The 20,592-nt window shown below is 51.0% G+C and carries 14 protein-coding genes and 1 riboswitch; of the genes, 6 read left to right on the plus strand and 8 right to left on the minus strand.

All coding sequences use genetic code 11. The features are described from left to right. Positions 1–21 precede the first annotated feature (21 nt). The gene (cobN, locus tag ACQ4MZ_RS23105; protein WP_430848961.1) at positions 22–4,302 is read right to left on the minus strand and encodes a cobaltochelatase subunit CobN; all 4,281 of its coding nucleotides are present in this window, start codon (positions 4,300–4,302) and stop codon (positions 22–24) included. Continuing rightward, a complete protein-coding gene (locus tag ACQ4MZ_RS23110) occupies positions 4,299–5,684 on the minus strand; it encodes a cobyrinate a,c-diamide synthase (protein WP_430848963.1) in 1,386 nt (461 codons plus the stop codon). The genes cobN and ACQ4MZ_RS23110 overlap by 4 nt, the downstream gene beginning before the upstream one ends. A gap of 802 nt (positions 5,685–6,486) precedes the next feature. Beyond that, positions 6,487–6,754, plus strand: a riboswitch (cobalamin riboswitch). Between the two features lie 103 nt (positions 6,755–6,857). Between ACQ4MZ_RS23110 and ACQ4MZ_RS23115 the strand changes: the two genes are divergently transcribed. Both ACQ4MZ_RS23115 and ACQ4MZ_RS23120 read left to right on the plus strand, forming a co-directional pair. Beyond that, on the plus strand, positions 6,858–7,544 hold the full coding sequence (locus tag ACQ4MZ_RS23115) for a hypothetical protein (protein ID WP_430848965.1): 687 nt from the start codon (positions 6,858–6,860) through the stop codon (positions 7,542–7,544). Between the two features lie 2 nt (positions 7,545–7,546). Continuing rightward, complete coding sequence (locus tag ACQ4MZ_RS23120; protein ID WP_430848967.1) at positions 7,547–9,751, plus strand: TonB-dependent receptor plug domain-containing protein; 2,205 nt, start codon at positions 7,547–7,549, stop codon at positions 9,749–9,751. 11 nt (positions 9,752–9,762) lie between these two features. Here ACQ4MZ_RS23120 and ACQ4MZ_RS23125 read toward each other — a convergent pair whose 3' ends face one another. After that, entirely contained in the window at positions 9,763–9,951 is a 189-nt protein-coding gene (locus ACQ4MZ_RS23125; protein ID WP_430848969.1) for a hypothetical protein, read from the minus strand. 81 nt (positions 9,952–10,032) lie between these two features. On the opposite strand from ACQ4MZ_RS23125, the gene ACQ4MZ_RS23130 reads away from it, so the two are divergent. Then, positions 10,033–10,209: a hypothetical protein gene (locus tag ACQ4MZ_RS23130; protein ID WP_430848971.1), complete on the plus strand. Its 177-nt coding sequence runs from the start codon at positions 10,033–10,035 to the stop codon at positions 10,207–10,209. Positions 10,210–10,278: 69 nt separating this feature from the next. Here the strand turns inward: ACQ4MZ_RS23130 and ACQ4MZ_RS23135 are convergent, their stop codons facing one another. The 5 genes from ACQ4MZ_RS23135 to ACQ4MZ_RS23155 all read right to left on the minus strand — a co-directional run bounded on the left by ACQ4MZ_RS23135 (position 10,279) and on the right by ACQ4MZ_RS23155 (position 18,255). Next, positions 10,279–11,763, minus strand: a complete 1,485-nt coding sequence (locus ACQ4MZ_RS23135) for a SusD/RagB family nutrient-binding outer membrane lipoprotein (protein ID WP_430848973.1) — start codon at positions 11,761–11,763, stop codon at positions 10,279–10,281. Between the two features lie 12 nt (positions 11,764–11,775). Continuing rightward, a complete protein-coding gene (locus ACQ4MZ_RS23140; RefSeq protein WP_430848975.1) occupies positions 11,776–14,991 on the minus strand; it encodes a SusC/RagA family TonB-linked outer membrane protein in 3,216 nt (1,071 codons plus the stop codon). A 132-nt stretch (positions 14,992–15,123) separates the two neighbouring features. Next, positions 15,124–16,047 (minus strand): nuclear transport factor 2 family protein, encoded by a 924-nt coding sequence (locus ACQ4MZ_RS23145; RefSeq protein ID WP_430848977.1) that lies wholly within the window; start codon positions 16,045–16,047, stop codon positions 15,124–15,126. Between the two features lie 234 nt (positions 16,048–16,281). Next, entirely contained in the window at positions 16,282–17,130 is an 849-nt protein-coding gene (locus tag ACQ4MZ_RS23150; RefSeq protein WP_430848979.1) for a CHRD domain-containing protein, read from the minus strand. Between the two features lie 150 nt (positions 17,131–17,280). Next, positions 17,281–18,255 (minus strand): hypothetical protein, encoded by a 975-nt coding sequence (locus ACQ4MZ_RS23155; protein ID WP_430848981.1) that lies wholly within the window; start codon positions 18,253–18,255, stop codon positions 17,281–17,283. A 155-nt stretch (positions 18,256–18,410) separates the two neighbouring features. Between ACQ4MZ_RS23155 and ACQ4MZ_RS23160 the strand changes: the two genes are divergently transcribed. From ACQ4MZ_RS23160 to ACQ4MZ_RS23170, 3 genes are read left to right on the plus strand one after another with little or no spacing between them, the layout of a single operon-like run. Then, on the plus strand, positions 18,411–19,499 hold the full coding sequence (locus tag ACQ4MZ_RS23160) for a sensor histidine kinase (protein ID WP_430848983.1): 1,089 nt from the start codon (positions 18,411–18,413) through the stop codon (positions 19,497–19,499). A 12-nt stretch (positions 19,500–19,511) separates the two neighbouring features. After that, a complete protein-coding gene (locus tag ACQ4MZ_RS23165) occupies positions 19,512–20,018 on the plus strand; it encodes a hypothetical protein (RefSeq protein WP_430848985.1) in 507 nt (168 codons plus the stop codon). A gap of 16 nt (positions 20,019–20,034) precedes the next feature. Then, positions 20,035–20,583 carry a hypothetical protein gene (locus ACQ4MZ_RS23170; protein WP_430848987.1) on the plus strand — a complete coding sequence of 183 codons (549 nt, stop codon included), beginning with the start codon at positions 20,035–20,037 and terminating at the stop codon, positions 20,581–20,583. The last annotated feature ends 9 nt before the right edge of the window (positions 20,584–20,592 follow it).

Below are 20,592 nucleotides of genomic sequence, written 5' to 3' on the forward strand. Positions count from 1 at the left end.
CAATATTCATTTAAAAGGGCATTATTCGCTTCTGGACTCCAGCAGCGCCTCGCTTTTGAGATACAAATCCTTTAAGCCTTCCAACGCTTCTTCCGACGGCTTTTCCCAAAGTCCCCGCTGCGCCGCTTCGAGCAGGCGCTCAGCAATGGCGTGAAGCGCCCACGGGCTGTTTTCTTCAAAAAACTGCTGCATAGCAGCGTCCAGCGCGTAGGTTTCGGCGACCTTTTCGTACATCCAGTCATCCACCACACCGGCCGTAGCGTCATAACCAAAAAGGTAATCGACAGTGGCGGTGAGTTCCAGTGCACCTTTGTAGTGGTGCTTTTTGATGCTTTCGATCCATTTAGGATTCACGACACGCGACCTGAAAACACGCAATGTTTCTTCTTTCAAATCCCTTACTACCGGTCGCGCAGGGTCCTGGGAATCACCAAAATAATGCCTGGGCTGCTGGCCTGTCAGGTTACGGATCGTGGCGATCATCCCACCGTGAAATTGCAGATAATCGTCGCTATCGAACAGGTCATGTTCGCGGTTGTCCTGGTTATGCAATGCTACTTCCACGCCTGCAAGCCGCTGGGTGAACTCCTTGCGGGCGTCCACGCCCTGTGCATTGCGCGAGTAGGCATAACCACCCCAGTTAATGTACGCCCGCGCAAAATCATCATCGGTTTGCCAATTCTTTTCGTTGATCAAAGGCAATATACCGGCCCCGTAACTGCCGGGCGCGGCTCCGAAAATGCGGTAGGCAGCCCGCTCTTCGGCCTGCTCTATGGATAATGCATCGTCTCTTTGCAATTCGGCGAGTTCTTTTAAATAATGCTTTTTTACAAAATTCTTTTCCAAAGGCTCGTCTGCTGCGATCACCATCTGTACTGCCTCATCCATCAACTCGATCAGATGCGGAAATGCGTCCCTGAAAAAGCCACTGATACGTGTCGTCACGTCGATCCGGGGACGGCCGAGTTCATCCAACGAAATGATTTCCAAACCATTTATCCGCCGGCTTTCTGCCTGCCATACGGGCCGTACCCCCAGCAATGCCAGTACTTCGGCCACATCGTCGCCATGCGTGCGCATGGCACTCGTTCCCCAAATGCTGATGCCGACACTCTCAGGATATCTGCCGGTCTCTTTCCAATGGCGATCCAATACCTCCCTGGCCAATTGCTGCCCCACTTCCCAGGCCGCTTTGGAAGGCAAGACCCGCGGGTCGACGGCGTAAAAATTTCTTCCCGTGGGAAGGATATGCGCCATCCCGCGCGTAGGCGCGCCACTCGGGCCGGCAGGCACGTACCCACCCGAGAGACCATGCAGGAGATTAGTAATTTCTTCGTCCGTGCGTGCCAGATTCCCCACAAGCTCCTCTGATATGAAACTGAGTATCTTGCGAAGACCAGCCAGCTCGGGTAAATTCGGATTGCGTTCGATCGACTCAAATAGGACCCGGTCAATGGCCGACTTGTCAAATCTGTAATGCTCAAACAGCCTGACAATATGCGCCGCCATTTCATCTAGCACTTCCAGCGCATCTGCCCCCGTAACAACCGACCGACCGGCCCATACCGCCAGGGCATCTGCCGGCGTACGGAGTTTTTGACCTTTTAGTTGATAAAGTGTCTCAATATTAAGACCATATACATTTGCCAAAACAGCCTGCATTCCCGGCACAGGCCCGTTTGGAAGCCGGGTGAGCGCTTGCAGCATATCGAGCAATGCGTCCCCTTCCGGCATTTCACCCAGCGTATGCAATCCATTCCGGATTTGCGCGGCACCGAGTTCGCACAAATAACCGTCGATATCCTCGATCAAATGCGCGATATCCTTTCCTTCCATTTCCGACAGGCTGACCGGCACCCCCTCGGGTGTCATATCGTCGTCCCAGTCATGCTTATGATCCCCGTGATCGCGGCTCAACATGGCCGCAAGATCAGCGTCGAGGTTGGTTTGTTTGATCAGATTCCAGATTTGCCTTTGCAGCAAGGGCAATTTGGAAGGGTCCAGGCTTTCAACCTGATAATATTCATCCACCAATTGCGTGAGTTGCGCCAATTCGCCGTAGGTATCTGCCGAAGTCATCGGAGGTGTCAAATGGTCGACAATGACCGCGTGCGCGCGCCGTTTGGCTTGCGAACCTTCGCCAGGGTCGTTGATGATGAATGGGTAAAACAATGGTAAATCGGCCAGGAATGCGTCCGGGAAGCAATTCTCCGATAGACCAATCCCCTTTCCGGGCAGCCATTCCAGCGTCCCGTGCTTACCCACATGTACAATGGCATCGGCTCCCCAGCCGTCGCGAAGCCATCGGTATAATGCGTAATAGTGATGCGTAGGCGGCAAATCGGGCTGGTGATATATCGCATCGGGATCCATGCCATAACCCCGTGGTGGCTGCAATGCCACAAATGCATTGCCCAAATTGAGCCCGGCCAAGGCAATATGGCCTTCATGTACGTAGGTTTCGCCGGGAGGTGGCCCCCATTTTTTCAGCATCTTTTGCCGTGCAGCTTCGGGTAGTTCCTCAAACCAACCCGCATATTGCACAGCGGAAACGCTGGCCGCAGCCTGCGCGAGCTGGCCTGGTGTCAGGAAATCCTCATCATAGGCACACAAGTCTATCAATTTGTGAATCAGCTCCGTGCCCGTCGCAGGCAGGTCGTCTATCCGATAGCCTTCGTCCTGCATTGCCCGCAGGATATTCATGAGCGAAGCCGGCGCGTCCAGCCCTACCGCATTGCCGATCTGTGATGCTTTGGTATTGGAATTGGTCAATATGAATGCAACCTTTTTATCCGCATTCTTCAAATGTCTTAAACGTGCAAACCGGATAGCTAAGCCAGCAACCCGATCGATCCGGTTATCCAATGGCTCATACCCGCGCGTATCTTTCGCTTTCTCCTTAAATGAAACGGGTACGGTAATAATCCGCCCGTCAAACTCCGGAATAGCTACATTCATCGCCGTATCGAGCGGGTTAAGTCCCCGCGCCGAGGATTCCCATGGCCCGCGCCCCATACCGCTCGTGATCGCCTGCAAAACCGGCACGTTCAGGTCCAGCAATGCCCTGGAAGGGGTGCTCCCCTGCCCTACTGGCTGTATATCCGTCATCGCAAACGAAATCGTATTCACCAACACATCAATTCCCATCCCCGCACCCGTTTTGAAAAATTCAAATGCCAGCGGCTTGCCGGTTGCGGTATTGACCGATTTGAGCGAAGATGTAAACACAGGCAGCACATTCACACCACGTTCCTCGAGAGCGCGGATCATCGCGTCCACGAACTGAGTGTTCCCGCTCAACCAATGCGCCCTGTAAAAAGTAATACCTACTGTCGCCAGGGCCGGATTACGGTATTTCAGCCAGTCGGATACGTCGGCAAATTCGGGTAAATCGGGATGGTAAATACCTTGCTCCGGCAAGTTTACAGGTGCCTCTGCGCCAAAACCGGTCATCAGTAAGTGATCAGAAAGGTAGCTCAGGAGCGAAATCAGGTTACTATAACCACCCGCCTGTAAGTAGGCCAGGGTTTCATGCAAAATATCGGGTGAAACCGTCGATACGGCCGCAAATTCGGGGTTCAGTTCTCCGGTACCGCTCACCACGATCAGGTGCTGTCCACGCTGGCCGGCCAGTTTTACCAGCTCATTAAACCCGGGAATGCTGCTCAACCGCCCGTGAATGCGAATAATGATGATTTTCGCTTCCGCAATTTCACGTTGCAAAATCTGCTGCATTTGCTCTTCGCTTTTGATCGCCATCAGGCTGATACCAGTCGTCTTGGGAAAATCATCCGGCAAAAGCTGCATGGCGCGGTCGAGCGTGAGCAAATCCGTATCCGCATGTGTGAGGAACACGATTCCATCGGTAGGAATGGCGGTTTGCCCCAATTCGGTTGAAGTTTCGGAACCTTTCCAGGTATAAAACTGAAATACATATTCGGCCAGATCCGAGGGCGGCACCAGGTATCGGTCGGCCTTAACCATACTTTCGATGTAGTCAAAAATCGCGATGATCTGCCATTCGTAATTGATCGAATGGAACCACACCGAGTGACCGTCGAACAAAAGCGTCACTACATTCGCCAATGTGCACGGGCCCAGACAACCGCCCTTCGTCATGTGTACGACGTTCCGCAGTTTCCGTCTCAGCCACTCATTTTTATACAATTCCACGGGAATGGGCGCATATCCGCGATCGACGCGCCCGCAGCAGCATGCATTGTAGCAATAGGAAAGATGCCCGCGCCGCTGCACGAGGTTAATGGACTTTCCGTCAGATCGGGTAATGCGCTGGCGTTTCATTGTGGGCTGTCGGCTTTCGGCGGTCGGCCGTCGGCTTTTTCTGTGGTTTGGTCGATGAGGTGTTGAATGAATTCGGGCTTGTCGGCCCAGTAGAAATGCGTATAGCCGGCAAAGGTGTTTTTCATTCTAAAAAACTGTGTATCAACCGGCATCCCCCTTGCATTAGTCATTGGTGCAAGCGACGCCTGCGCAAATGGCTCTTTCAATGAAGAGTAGTGAAATTCATGACCTTTGATTTCCAGACCATCCCAATGCATAGCCCGGTAGCCGAGCGTCACCTTGGCATGTTGGAGCGTAGTTGCCAGGTCAAGCACGCCGGCCATTTTGAATGCAGTGCCTTTGCTATCGACAATCTCCCTGCCCAGGTACATCAGCCCACCGCATTCCGCATAGGTCAATCCTCCGCTTTCACAATACTGCCGAATACTTTCCAGCATCGATAGGTTTCCAGCCAATTGTGCCGCAAACAGCTCGGGATAACCGCCTGGCAGGTAGACCAGGTCGGTTTCAGGCAAGGCTTTGTCATTCAAAGGACTGAACCACTGCACTTCTCCGAAGGTGCGCAGGCATGTGATATTTTGGTGATACAAGAATGAAAAAGCCTCGTCTTTCGCGACGGCAATGCGCAGGTCCCGGGAATTATCTTGTAGGTGTGGTTGATTTTCCTGATTCAAAACTGGCTCATTTTCGCCGCTACAACCGACGGCAGTAAGTTCCAGCAACCTGTCCAGGTTCACTGTCCGCGGGATAATCTCTGCCAGCCTTTGGATAATCTGTTCATAATCTGTTTCTGCGGAAATGTGCAGGCCCAAATGCCGGGAAGGAATATGCAGCTCCTCATTTTTAGGCAAATACCCCAATGCTTCCACGCCGGCGTCCGCACATGCATCCTGTAAAAACCGGTAATGCGATTCGGTATTGACGAAGTTGAAAATCGCACCTGCCACGCGGATTCCGGGATAGAAATTCTTCAACCCGTAAATCAGCGGAGCCGCCGAATAGGCCATCGACCGCGCATTGATCACCAGTACCACCGGAATATCCAGCAATGCAGCGATCTCGGCGCTGCTGCCTTTCATTTTGTCGGCACCGTCGAAAAGTCCCATCACGCCCTCGGTCACGCTCACATCCGCACGCGACGCATAATGCGTATACACGCCGCGCATATGCGCCTCCGAAGCCATAAAAGTATCCAGGTTCAACCCCAGCCGACCGGCGGCAGCCGTATGGTGGATCGTATCGATATAGTCCGGCCCGCATTTGAACGCCTGCACACCCAGCCCTCGCTCCCGCAACGCACGCAGTAGCCCGAGGGTCAAAGTAGTCTTGCCCGAATTACTGGACGGCGCGGAGATTAGAAAACTGGATTTTGGGTTAGTCATGAGGTTACTATCTTCTGGACACCTATTTTCTTTTGAGTTAAATCCCTATCATTTTTGATTATGGGAAAAATCAAAACATTGAAAACCAACTACGCGCTTCCCGGTCAGCCGATGACCGACGAGGAGGTAAATCGTATGGTTCAAGAAACTCAATCAGCTTTCTTCTGAATATCTTCATCATCCCATCTGTCGTTTCATTCCGACTAAAACCGGCATGTAACGAACCTGCTACATGGCAGATACCTGGTCATTTACCGTATCAAGCCGGTACGTATTGAAGTCCTGAACATCATTCACAGCAGTCGCAGTCCTTCGAAAATCAAAGCAGCCTGAAAAATCAAGATTTGATGTGCGCTGACAGACAAGCAAAATAATCAGCAGAAAACAGAAAGGAACTCCCCAGGCAGCAACACGCCAGGTGAGCGTCGGACCGCAAAGCGGCGAAAACCGACGAATATCCAAACCAGACCCTGCTTCATACCGCGAAAGCACTGTCAACAAGGAAAAGGATGGGTGTTCTGGCTTAGTTCAATGATTGAAAAACTGACCGGGTCGCCGGTGCGATGATTGAATGATTGAATAGTAAATATTCAATCATTCGGTCATTCGGTCATTCAATCATTAATCCTTTACAGTTGCGCGACAGCTCGTGACTCCACCACATGGGTGGCCCCGACGATTCCCCCGGAATGCGTTGATACGCAATCCCTTTTCCTGTTGGAGAAGTATGTTAAAGAACTTTTAATGCCGTAAAGTTAGCGGTATTCGGCTATTTTTCTGGCTTATCTCCAACAAAAACACCTAGCTTTGTCTATTCATTGGTTCGCGCCCCCGGCGTGATTAAAAGGGAATCCGGTGCAAATCCGGAGCAGTACCCGCTGCTGTAAGTTCACTAAACGATGTTCTTGTAAGATGTCACTGGGATATAATTTTGAATGATTGAATTTTGAATGATTGAATAAAAAGTATTCGATCATTCAATCATTCAAAATTCAGTCATTCAATCATTACTCCTGGGAAGGCGCAAGAGCTGAACGAGCCAGAAGACCTGCCGTTGAATAATCCGGTTTTGCTTTCGGGAAGAAAGGCAAGAGGAAACGGCAGGCTGCATTGCGGCTGCGCTACTCCCTGCATTCTCCCATAAGTTATGTTTTAATTTATGCGGAAATCCAAATGATCCAGTATCTGCTTATTGACTCGCTGCTCCTGGGTGTGCAGCATTCCTTCGAACCCGACCATATGGCTGCGGTTTCGGTTCTTGCCACGGAAGAAAACAATAGTGCGGCCCCAGGAGCGGTCCGGCCGGGAGCGGCCCAGCCGGGGGTGACCCCACTGAACCCGGCCATTCGATGGAAACTCATTTGGCGATCCTCCCACTGGGCGCTGGGGCATTCACTCACACTAATTCTATTCGCCGTTCTGGTGCTTTTGCTCAAATCTACGATGTCGCTGCACATTGCCGACCAGGTTGAGCTATTAGTCGGCCCATTGATGATCTGGCTCGGCATTATGGCGATCCGCCGGAATTTCAAAACAGACGCCCCCGTACCGGCGCCAGTCGAACGCAGGGTGAGCCGCTCATTCTGGGTAGGCATGGTGCACGGTCTTGCCGGTACGGGCGGGGCGTGCGCAGTGGCACTTACACTCGCGGCCCGCGATGCCATGACCGCCGTTTGGATCATTGTACTGCAAAGTATCGGCATTATCCTCTCCATGTCAGCGTACGGCTATTTTTTCGCCTTTTCCATCGGCCGTTTTGCCGGAAAGCGCGAACGCTTTCTGATGATCGTCAACTACCTGGTCGGTGTATTTTCGATCCTGATCGGCGGTATCACTCTTTTTGAATCATTTCAATTCTAACAATGTATACCCAATTCTACCGCCCCGCCCACATTTCAGTCGGCGGCTTATTGCTCTCACTACTAGCCATTTCAACCGTAGCGCAGTCGGCAGCATCCGCCCAGGAAAGCAACGCGGATTCGACGGCTAAAAAGCTGCTCGATCCGATCGTGGTAACTGCCACCCGTTTTGAAACCAAAAAGGAAAAGATCGCTCAGAAGCTGGATATTATTTCCAAAGAGGATATTCAGATGACGCCCTCCGCCGACCTGACCGATATTGTCCGAAAAGCAGCCGCGGTGGATGTGATCCAGTACCCCAATCTGTCTTCCGGCATCGGTATCAGGGGATTTCGTCCGCAGTTTTCAGGATTAAACCAGCGGACGCTGTTGCTCATCGATGGCCGCCCGGCGGGTGCAACCAACCTTTCCCAGATCAATCTGAATGGCGTTGAACGGATTGAAGTACTGAAAGGCCCCGCGTCGTCACTGTACGGCTCGCAAGCCATGGGCGGTGTGATCAATGTTATTACCCAACGCTCCAAAGGTACCCCCGGCGGCAATGCATTCCTGGAATATGGAAGTTTCAAGACATTACAGGCCGGCCTCAACACAGGCGGCAATATTACTTCCAAACTGGATTACGATTTGTCATTCAGCTATCTGGAAAGATCCAAGGATTACAAAATCGGTGAGGATAACTGGCTCCGCAATGCATTCGGCTACAAACATGCGCAAAAGAACTACACCGACCGTCCCGTCGTTGAAACCGACGAAACAACCGGTGACGGCAACCGGCGGCCGTTCACCAAGCTGCATTATTTTTCCGGTGCGTTAAGGTTGGGTTATCAGATCAACGATCGCTGGCGGGTGGATGTGTGTGGGGAGCAATTCCAGGCGCGGGATGTAGAATCACCAGGAGAGCTGTCCTCGGGCAGTACAGAAGCCAGCACCAAGGATATTGATCGTCAGGCGCTTGATATCTCATTAACCGGGCAAGTCGGGCAACATAGCCCGAGCGTGAAAGTGTATACTTCGGAAGAGAACACCAAAAACTACACCCAGAATGTGTCGGGTAAACCGGTGGTGCCATTCCGTTCCGCACAAGGACATAATGCATGGAAAGGCATACAGGTGAAAGACGTCTGGAAGCTCGGCCGGCATTCGGTGATATGGGGCTACGATTATCTCAATGCATCCACTAACAGCCGCCGCTGGACCAACGACACTACCGAACGTGCTCCTACTCAGCCCGAATACGCATTGATTTCCAGCGCATTCTTCGCACAGACATTATTGAATTTTGGAAAACTTACGTTACAACCAGGACTCCGCCTCGACCACGTTACCTTCGACGTACGCGAAACGCCGTTGCTGCCTACCTACAAAGCCGGTAAAAAAACAACGCCTTTCGCCAGCCCGAGCCTGGGAGCTACCTATGCCCTTCTGCCATCGCTCCGCGCGAAAGCCAACATCGGCCGGGCCTTCGTCACCACCGACGCATACAGCGTAGCTGGTTACAACGAAGTACGCGATTCCAAGGGCCGCATTGCCGTCACAGCCGGTAATCCTGACCTGAAAAACGAAAGCAGCCTGAGTTGGGACCTGGGCCTGGATTTCAACAAACCACAATCCGGTTTCGCGGCCAATGTGACGTTCTACAGTACCAACGTCGATAACCGCATTGCTAAAATCATCAGAGTCGTAAACGAGCCTTTGGAAAACGGCGACGTGATTGTTTCCCGCGCCACATTTGTTAACGCAGCAGATGCTGAAATCACAGGTCTTGAAACCGAGCTGTCTTATGATTTTGGGGCAAAAAGCGATTATCGCTATTCATTGAAGGCATTCTGGAACGGTAATTCCATAATTAAAGCGAAAGAACTCATCGTAGGCACCGATGCCTCCGAAATACGCCGCGACATTCAGAATGTCGCCCGCAATACTTTCAATTTTGGGTTGGCTTATGATGATTTGAGATGGCTGCAACTACGGTTCTCAGGAAGGGCGGTCGGAATAAGAAAGGACATCGACTACACCGATCCTATCAATCCTGAGATCGAATATCCACAGTATATGGTGTTGGATTTCGCCGCACAGTTCAAAATCCCCGGCGGCCACACCGTCGCATTGAAACTAAACAATGTGACTGACGAGAATTACTACGAGAAACGCGGTTATAACCTTCCTGGGAGAACGTTTTCCGTGCGTTATTTGAAGAGTTTTTAATATAATAGCGCCTAATCGGTTTTACCGGCCGATTGGGCTTTTTCTTTTTCGAGCTCGATTTTTCTTGCCATCGCCCAATTGCTCATAAATTCGACATCCTCCTTCGATCTCGGGCCATTCCAGACCATCATAGGACCTTTCGGATCTTCATCTTCCCACGAGACCTCTTTGTAGCTTCTATTTTTCACTGTTCGTTCCATATATCTAAAATTAAGCATTTTTAAAGTACAAATCAACTAACGTTTTTGCCGCGAGTCGGCCTGAAAGCAACAAGTCCATGAATGACAGGATCTGATCCGACTTGGAGTTTGTACACCGTATACTCCTTCAAAAGAGAAAGGAAATTAAACTGGAAAGCGCCTCTCGAAGCCACTATCTCCGAACGGCTGGCAGGCGACGCCACCGCATCTACTTTTTCACCCGTCGCATTAAAAGTAAAGGCTGATGATAGTGTGTAAATTTTTGTCATGCAACAAAATTACCAAACCCGGTCGCAACGAACGGTTACCGTTGCGACCGGCTGATAATTAGTACTTATCCCACCAATTCCTGGCCCCCTTACTATTTCTACCGCCCAGTTTCTCCAACGCGGTCCGGTAATGCGCGCCGTTGAGTGAGGCTTCGACGAGTGGGTAGGTCATACGCTTGGAGATGTCGGTAACGTCCGGATCGAGGGAACCGTCCGCAGGGAGGGCGAAAATGGCCTTGCCGGTGATCGGGTCCTTGAAGTCCAGCCGGAGGCGTTCGAGCCAGCCCTGAATGCCCTGGGTGTACATGGCTATCCATTTCTGTGAGCCGATGCTGTCCTTCCATTTAGCGGCATTGTAAGGCACTTTTTTGAGGTAAACTGTAATGCTTTCCTCGCGTACGCCAGCGAAGCGCATAGAGGCAGTGATACCCTCCTGGTAATATTGGGCCGCGGTGCCGGTAAGCCCGACTTTCAGCTCCCTGGCCTGGATTTCAGCGAGCATGAATTTCACTTCGGCCAGATCCAGCCAGATAGTCGGGGCAGTAGCGCCTACTGCATAGTTCGATGGTAAACTCACCAACGTCGGGTCGCCGTTGGAGCTTGCATCACTGCTTTCCTGCCCGTACACTTCGCCTACATAATCATTGGTATTCAGGCGCGGTTGCGCGAAAACAGGCAGCCGGGGATCGTCGTAGAGTTTGAGGTAATCAATAAACGGCTTCGACATCGAGAAATCCACACGCACTTTGAACGACTGGTTCATCGGGTTGTTGTTCGGCGGCGAAGGCAACCAGCGGAACAGGGCACTTTGTTCCTGCGTACTGATAATACCGCCATTGGCCGGATCCAGCGACTTTTTGATCGCTTCTGTGGCCTCGGCAGGTTTCACGTCGATCATACGTAACGCGATGCGTAGCCGAAGCGAGTTGGCGAAGCGTTTCCAGGCATTCACGTCGCCGCCATATAAAACATCGCCTGTGGCGTAGCTCGGTTCGGCAGCATCGAGATTCTCGATGTGCTCGTCCAGGCTGGTCAGCAAGCCGGCGTAAACCTCCTCTCCCGTATTATATGCAGGCGTGACGTCGCCGGCATTCAACGCCTCGGCATAAGGAATGGGGCCACCGTAAATGTCGGTCAGGAAATGGTAGGTATATGCCTTCACGATCCCGGCGATGGCAATGCGGTTTTTATATCCCGCCCATTGCGATTCCTGCTCCACTTTTTGCGCTTCGTGTAACTCACTCAGCACATCGGTGTAAAAGGAGTTCCACATGATCTGGTTGGTACTTTCACGGATCTGGTAGCGGCTCTCATCCGAGTAGTAGGTCGACGACCAGTATTGGGCATAATACATTCCAAAGCGGCCATTGTTCCACTCATCGGTAATGTTGGTGGAAAAATTGTATTGCGCGTTCGTGAGCAACTGCGCCGAAGTAGCATGTTCTGCACGGTTAGGGTCCTTGTTCATTTCCTCAAAACCGTCGGTACAGGCCAACGCCGAGGTTAGCAGTAATGCGCTGGTTATTTTCCTGATATTTTTCATAGCTGTTCTCATTTAAAATCCGAAAGAAACGTTCACGCCCATCGAGCGGACGGACGGCAGCGCGCCGCCTTCAAGCCCCTGCCAGTTGGAAATGGAATTGGTGATCGCAGTAGGATCGACGTGTTTGGAATTCGATTTGATCAACCACAAATTCCTGCCGGTGAGCGCCACACGCACTTTGCTGAACGGCGTTCTGGAAACCCATCCCTCAGGCAGGTTATATCCCAGGCTGACCTCACGCAAGTAAATATAGCTGGCGTCAATTACGTCGATCGAGTTGATATTATAGCCACCGTTCCCGTTGCTGCTGTAATGATCACGCGCTGAAATAACTACGTCGTTAGGCGTGCCGTCCTGCTTCACGCCTTCGGCGATGATACCATCCTCACGAATGCTCCCCGCTGCGGTTTCTTCCAGGATGCCCGTCTCACGGCCAAACATTTGCGTCGTCGAGAAGAAGTTGCCGCCTTTCTGAAAATCGACCAGCGCCGAGAGGTTAAAACCTTTGTAGCGGAACGCATTGATCACCCCGCCGGTAAATGACGGCAGCACTGAACCCAGCACTTTCTGCTCGTCGGATCGCAGGTACACCCCGTCCTCATTCACTACTTTCTGGCCTTTTTCGTTGTATACAAAATCATAACCAACTATGGAGCCGAACGACTCTCCTTCCCGCGCTTCCAATTGCACGGCAAACGGCGCACTGGCTAATACCATCGTCTTCTGATCGGTGGTAAGACGCACGATCTTGTTATGATTCTTCGCCCAGTTCAACGTAATGTCCCATTTGAAGTTGCCGGCGGAAACCGGCGACGCGTTCAGGCTCAGCTCAATACCTTTGTTTTGAAGCAAACCTGCATTCACATACTTATAGGTGGCACCCGTAGCAGCCGAGCGGCTCAGCGGGATAATCTGGTTCCGGGTGCGGCGGTTGTAATACGACAAATTCAGTCCCAACCGGTTGTTGAGCACTTTCAACTCGGTACCAAACTCGTATTCTGAGGTAATTTCCGGTTTCAGATCCGGGTTAGGCAACGTATTGGGCACCGAAACGCGCGAATCCGTACCGAATGGCTGGTAAAGCAGGTATGCCAGCGTCACATTGTACGGATCGGTGTCGTTGCCCACCTGGGCGAGCGCCGCGCGGAGTTTCAGGAAATTCAGCCAGTTTGCGTCGATCAGCCCGGAGGCGATCCACGATACCGAACCGGAGGGGTAGAAATACGAATTGTGCTTCACCGGCAATGTCGATGACCAATCGTTTCGTGCACCCAGATCGAGGAAAAGCATGTCCTTGTATCCCAATGAAGAGCTCGCGAATACGGAATTAATGCGTTTTTTGGTTTTCAAGTCCGTAATATCCGGCCGGCCCATCGATGCTTCCAGGCTGAAAACATTCGAGCTCAGCCCGTCCACCGTTTTCGAAATGAGCGTAGAGCCGGTGCGGGTCATACGGTTCACACCCACGTTGGCATTCCAGGAAAAGTCTTTGGTAAAAAGCTTATTATAGGACAGCAATCCCTGAATATTGTTTTCCAAATGCCCGTATTTACTCAGCCAGTATTGCGACGTGTACTGCGAGCCAATGGCAACCCTCTCTTCCTGCGTTTCAAAATAAGTGTCCGTCATATATTTCACCTCTGCGGTAAGCCCTTCGGCCAGTTTGTAACTCGCAGCGAGGTTACCAAAAACGCGCGTGCGGCCGTCGGTTTCGTAGTTTTTGTGCCTTACCCAATACGGGTTGTTCGAATACCGGGGCGTGGGGTTGAACCACGATGAGCGGTTCCAGGTAAGCTGTGTGCCGTCGGGCAGTTCGTATTCCTTCATTTTGTTGAAATCGATCTGCCGCTGGCCCCACTGAGTAAACTGTACCATCACGTTCGCACCATCGTCGCCATAACCGGTTCCGGGCCTGCCTTTGGCCGAATGTGTCACAAAGTTCGCGGCGCCTGAGATCGTCAGGTTCTTGATGGCCTCATAGCTGGCATTGATGCTCGCATTATGGCGCGTTAGCTTGGAATTTGGCAGTATGAATTTCTGGTCGAAATTGGAATAGGAAATGCGGTAGGAACCTTTATCGGTAGCGCCGTCGAGGGAAATGTTATGGTTAAAGGTGCTTCCGGTCTCAAAGAAGCTCCTGATATTATTCGGCTGCGCTTCCCAGGGTACCACTTTGCCGAAATCCGGATTCTTGCTGTCCTTATCCCAGCTCCAATATGGCCGGTAAAGCTGCCCCTCGAATTTCGGACCCCACGATTCGTCGGTGGCGTATTGCGGAAGCAAATCGTAGCGACCTTTCCCGTCGTTATCGTCATAACTGCCCTTGCGGTCATCGGGGAAAGCCTCCGGGTTATCATTGTAATACAGCTTCTGAAAACGGTAGCCGCCGCCATATTTATTCTGGTAACGCGGCAGTTTATACACCTTGTCGATATTGTAGCCGAAAGTGTAGCTCAGGTTAGGCTTCCGCGATTTGCCGCCTTTTTTAGTAGTAATCACAATCACCCCGTTCGAACCCCGGCTGCCATACAATGCCGTGGCTGCCGCTCCTTTGAGCACCGTCACATTCTCGACGTCGTTCGGGTTTAAGTCCTGGATGGAATTCCCAAAGTCATAGCCGCCCGCCCCGCGTTGTTGTTCGAGCGAGTTGGTATTCCGGTTTTCCATCGGCATTCCGTCCACAACGAAGAGCGGGTTATTGTTACCGTAAATCGAATTGATACCCCTGATATTGATCTTCGCCGAGCCGCCCATCGAGCCCGTGTTACCCGCTACCTGCACGCCCGCGAGCTTGCCCGAGAGCGAATGCACCAGGTTTGCCTCCCGTACATTGCTCAGCTCTCCGCCGTCGAGTTTCTGAGCCCCGAAACCGATCGACTTTTCTTCCCGCCGGATGCCTAATGCCGTTACCACCACTTCGCCCAGTTGCCGCGTGTCCTGCGCAAGCGAAATGTCGAGTTTCGAGCGGCCGCCTACCTTTATTTCCTGTGTTTCAAAACCGATATAACTAAAAACGAGCACGGTAGTATCACTTCCCACTTTAATAGAATACTCCCCATTTCCGTTGGTCTGCGTACCGATGTGGGCGTTCCTGACCTTGATATTAACCCCCGCGAGCGCGGTACCGTCGTCCTTCGCGGTCACCGAACCGGTCACCGTCCTGTCTTGTGCGATCGCATGAATTGCCGGCAGCAATAGCATGCACCAGAGTGAATAGATATTTTTCATGGTATATATGGATTGGTAAAAAATACGCACGTGTTGCCTGCGCGAAGGCGCGGCAAAGGCCTGAAGCAATGCAGCGGGCACAATGCTCCCATTCACCGGTTTTGGCCGGCGTGAAAATGAATGCGTTAGTTTTTAACGAAACAGGCTAACCTGCTCGGCAACGATCTTCCAGCCTTCGGGCCGGTGCTGCCAGACGCGGGTAAAGAACCCTTCCACAGTTTTGTCACCCTTCACGGCCTTGGCTTTGCCGAAACAATAAGCGAGGTCACCTGCTTTGGAAATCCCTTGTCCTGACCTGATAAATTGGTATGATTGAATTGACTGCTGCGCTAGTGTACCAAGTGCTTCCGCTTTGGTTTTACCAAACGGTCGGTCACTCCTCAATAACACGACTTCATCGGCCAAGAATTGCTTGTAGGCTTGATCGGCGTCTTTTCCGGCCGCTTCGGAAAATGCATCTTCCGCCTTCCAGGGCTGAGGAGAGCGCTCATTTACCTTCGGAATCGGCGAAATATACGCGTATGCCGTATTGCTTTGCGGTTCAGGATCGCGCTGGAATGCTTCCGTCGCATTACCGGAATGGATCACGCCGCCATCGAGCATTACCTTGAACCGACCGGCAGTATTCTTCTTCCAAACCGAAAAAAAGTAACCCGAACCCACTGCCTCCTGCACCCGATCAGCCAAAAATTGAAACGGACCGGATGTAAAACCCATGTCACCATCCTGCGAAACATGGCCGATAGTGGGATACCATTTCAACAGGTCCTTGCCGCCTTTCGGGACATTGCTGTATTGCGCTATGCCGTTCACGGCCCCTTCCCCATTGAATATCACGCCTGCACTATCCAGGTATGCCAGAAAGGCGGTCGGCACATCCGTTCTCTCCGCTTTGGCCGCAAATGCTTTTTCCTCTCGAATCAATGTTGCCAGATCGGGGTCGATCTGCTGTGACCTTACGCTATATACGCAGCCCAAACCCAACGCGAAACAAAGCGTCCAGCGCCACCGGAAAAACCGCGCGCTTTGATGCGGAATATGTACAAGTCGGGACATTGCGAACGATCTAGTCAGGAGTTATAACACAATGATACAGCATCTTAAGCAATAGTAAAAGCAGCGGATAGTACCATCGACGAACGACCCAAAGTATCGGCAAAATGCCTTTGTAGAATAAAATCGTCGTATCAATACCGCACTATGCCGTTCGTCAGTTCTTAGGTGTATTTAAATAAAACAATCCCGCCCCATTCATAAGGAGCGGGATTGCGTTTAAATGCTTGAAAAAGATCAGAACACAATCTGCGCGCGGATTTCTCCGGCCGGATGCAGCACGTTATGAATGTTGAAATAATACAGCCCGTTGAGCAGCTCCGCTTCCTTGATCTTCACCTCATCCACAATCACTGAATTGGAGAATTCCCCCGATAGTGTTTTAGGGAAATTGGCAAAAAAGTCATGCTGAACCGGTGCATTGGAGCCCGGGGCCGCCGTTCCGTGAATATGAGAGCCTGTCGGCGTAGCTTCCAGGTCTTTCCATTTGATGAAATAGCTCAGCAATTTTGTCGATTTGTTGTACATCACATCTACCGTTCCCGTCGCAGCTGAAACAACAGGCGGCACTTGCTGAGTCCCCTGGAGCATCAGACCTTTAGCAACAACAATATGCGGCTGATCGTAAAACTCGATTTGCCCGCGGATCTCACCACCGGGATTGGTCGGAGTGTGAATATTGAAATAGTACAGCCCGTTCAGCAGGTCGTTTTCGTTGATCATCGTTCCGTCCACGACTACTGAAGTCGAATAGGTACCCGTCGTAGTCTTTGGAATAGCCGAAAAGAAATCGAATTTGACAGCAGCATTGGTTCCACGCGCCGCGATCCCGTGTATATGCGCGCCTGTGGGAATCCCTGTCAGATTGGCCCAATTGAGCGTAAAAGTGAGCAAGTGGGTCGTTTTGTTATACGATACATCGGCCCAGCCGGTAGCCTGAGTTTCCTTTGCCGGCATCTCCTGCGAACCGCTCATCGGTAAACCATTCTGCCTGACAACATCCTGCGGGGTATCGTGGTCATCACATGCCGTAAACAGCGCGACGAGCAGCCATACCAGTCCAAACTTACATAGAACTTTCATCATTTGGCTTTGTTGGATTGAGTTGAAAGATTTATATAAAGCATTCCTCTAAAATTACAATTAAATACCCACAGTTACGGATAACCGAAATGAATAAAATATTAAGGAATAATTTATCAAACCACAACTGACCAAGGTGTTACTCCCGTCGTATTATCTGTAATAAGGCTTCCCGAAACGGCGCCACCAGAGCAAAGACAAAATGATAGGAAAACAATAGGCTACCCAGAAAAAGCGGCCATCGGTATGGGCGGAAAAAAGCGTGTAAAACCAAAGCAGGTAGCCTCCTATGGTACCTACCCATAACGGCAGTTCGTCTTTCCAGGCACTTTTTACAGCGTTCCCGAATTTTAACAGGTAATAACAGCATAAAGCCCCCGGAATGCCGAAACTCAGAATCGAGCTTAGATAGGCATGTGAGCGGGTGAAGTTATCGACAATGCGCCACGTAATTGGCTGCCAAAAAAGCACCGGCGTGCTGCCATGGCCATTGGGAATGTACTTCTTTACCAGGCCCCATGCTACCAGGTAAAGCAATAATCCGGCGATGGCCGAATAATACCATCGGTTATCCTTTTTGGTAAATCCATAGGCAACCGCAACGGGGATTAACAGCACAATCCCTTCCTTGGCAATGGTCCCCAAAACCACGGCAAGCAGAAACAGCAGGTGGTTTTCCTTATAAATAGCGTAGGTTCCGGCAAAAATCATCAGCAAAACACCTGAGTCGACATAGCCGATCGTACTATAATAAAATGTCGGAAAAGAAATTACGAACAGGTATAAACCTGTCCAAATAAGCTTGTTGTCCAGCTTGAAATGTTCCAGAAGCTTGTAAAGAAGCCAGATCGCCGCAAGCAGGAAGATAACGTTAATGATATTGATGGATGTCATCGGATCAAACGGTAATTGTGATGCCGCAATCGTCACAAGCAAGCGTTCATTAAAGGGGGCCTGTAAGTAAAACGCTACATGCTCACCTCTCAGAAACTGCACGTTTCCGATATAAAAAGCGGCATCTCCCAGCGAGCGCTTTACCAGCAGATCGTTCCGGTTGAAACGTACCGCCACAACAAGAAAAAAACAGATCAGCAACGCAGCAGGGCTTCGCCAAAAATTAGAAGGCATGTGTGTAAATTAAAATTATAAATACAACCAAATAAGCGGATCCGAAATTAACGCAGTTACCATTACTTTCCTCTACTTTTTCATGCGTTGGTCGATATAATTTCATTCCCGGCGATCTTTTCCATTCATTTACCACATCATTTCAAAACACGCCTATGGAAACGCCCTTCCTGGAAAAGCAAGTAAGGCTTCCGTTCTCAAACCGAACGGTTTCTGTCAAGTATGCGCTGGTACATGCCTGCTACTGGCTGCTGGTGACGGGCTTTTTCCTGTATGAAAAACGCTACCTGATTTTCAAGGCAAGCCTCAACTATTTCGCGATCTGCGTCGCCGCCCGCGTGGTCCTGCTGATCGTCATTGCGTACTTGAACCTGCATTACTTTTTACCTAAATACCTTTCAAGGAAAAAGTACGGCCAGTATTTCGGAATGGTGCTGCTGTCAATCCTGGGGTACCTCTTCATTCAATCTTTCTTTGATTACTATCTGTACGGGTACGTGATCGGTCCGATGCGGAACAGCAATATCGTGGAAGCACTGTCCTATAACTTTTTCAGCACACTCTGGTACCTGGCGCTGATGGTCGCGCTCAAACTAAGCATCGATTGGTATGAGCAACAACGCATCCTGCAACAGATCGTGGTCGAAAAACTGAATGCGGAAGTCAATTTCCTCCGCTCGCAAGTGAACCCGCATTTCCTTTTCAACATACTCAACAACCTGTACGCATTAACTTTAAAGAAATCGGATCTGGCGCCGGAAATGGTACTGAAATTATCCGAAATGATGGAGTATATGCTCTACGACAGCGACGACAGCACGGTTTCGCTCGACAAGGAGATCAGCTATTTGCACAACTACATTGAGCTCGAAAGGATCCGCTACGACAATAACCCGGATATTTCGCTGGAAATTGCCGGCGATCCCGACGGAAAAGAAATCGCCCCGCTCCTGCTACTGCCGTTGGTCGAAAACGCATTCAAGCACGGTGTAAGCCGTAAATCCGAAAAAGGCTGGCTGCATGGAAAGATACACGTCGGCCCGTCGGCCCTGAAAGTAACGATTGAAAACAGCAAATCGAATCCTGCGGGGAAAGCTGCGACGAATGATAGCAAAGGAGGCATCGGCCTTGCCAACCTCCGCAAGCGGTTGGAACTGCTGTACCCGTCACGCCACAGCCTGCAAATCGATGATCAAAAGGAACGTTTCAGTGTTTTTATGGAAATCAATTTGGCCAACACATAATCAGAACTTGCCATGAAAAAGTACATCCTGCTTCCGCTTTTAATATCCACAATTGGCGCTGCAATAAGCTGGGTCACCCCCGACCTCATATCACCCGAACCTGAAATATTCGCCGCCGCCACCCCTTGCGACGCCGTCCCAAGGCATTTACTGGCGATCCCCGCTAACCTGGATTGCGAAATGATCAAATGGCGCCTCACGCTCCGCCGCGATCCGCGCAACCTGGGCCGCGACGATTTCAAACTGCAATACACCTACGGCATGACCAAGCCCGGAACGCAGGGTTTTATGAATGATGGATTCAGCAAGGAGATTTCTGGCAAATGGGTTATTTTCAAAAACACCGGCAAGACACCGGGTAAGCAGATTTTCGCCTTGCAGCCAGCTGCCCCGGAAGGCACTATCACCCTCTTGCAAATGAGCGATCGCATGCTGCATTTATTGGATACAAAAGGTAACCTAATGATCGGTAATGCCGGTTTCAGTTATACTTTCAACAAACAGAACGCTAATCTGTAATAAACGTCCATCAGCCATGAAAGCATTGTTTTTCCTCTCCGCTTGCGTCATAACGCTGCAAAACGTATCGGCACAATCTACAATACCCGCTAATGTACCTTCCCAAACGACCACTCGTAGTCCCATCGCCGAAGGGCCGGATGTATGGGGCGTATTCCATGGCCGCGTGCCTTGCCAGACGATGGCGTCCATCATGCACATTTCTGTCCAGTCCAACTGCGAAAAACTGAAATGGGGGTTTACGTTCTACCAAGACCCTCAAACCAAAAATCCGACTACTTACCAATGGAATGGCTCACTTTTCCGGGACAAACCGCGAACCGGTAAATGGACGCTCGTGAAAGGCTCCGCCGAAAACCCGGATGCAACCGTCATCCAACTCGACCCCGACCAGCCCGAAAAATCGATCTTCCTGCTGAAAGGCGACGAAAATGTGTTATTTATACTCGACGGTTCGAAAAAACTCATGGTCGGCGGCGACTATCTGAGCTACACCTTCAACCGGGTTTCTAACCGGGTCTCCAACGGGGTCTCCAACCGGGTCTCCAACCGGGCCACTGACTGATTTTCCGGA

Origin of the sequence: Dyadobacter sp. BHUBP1 (assembly GCF_050587785.1) — a bacterium.
Lineage (GTDB): Bacteria > Bacteroidota > Bacteroidia > Cytophagales > Spirosomataceae > Dyadobacter.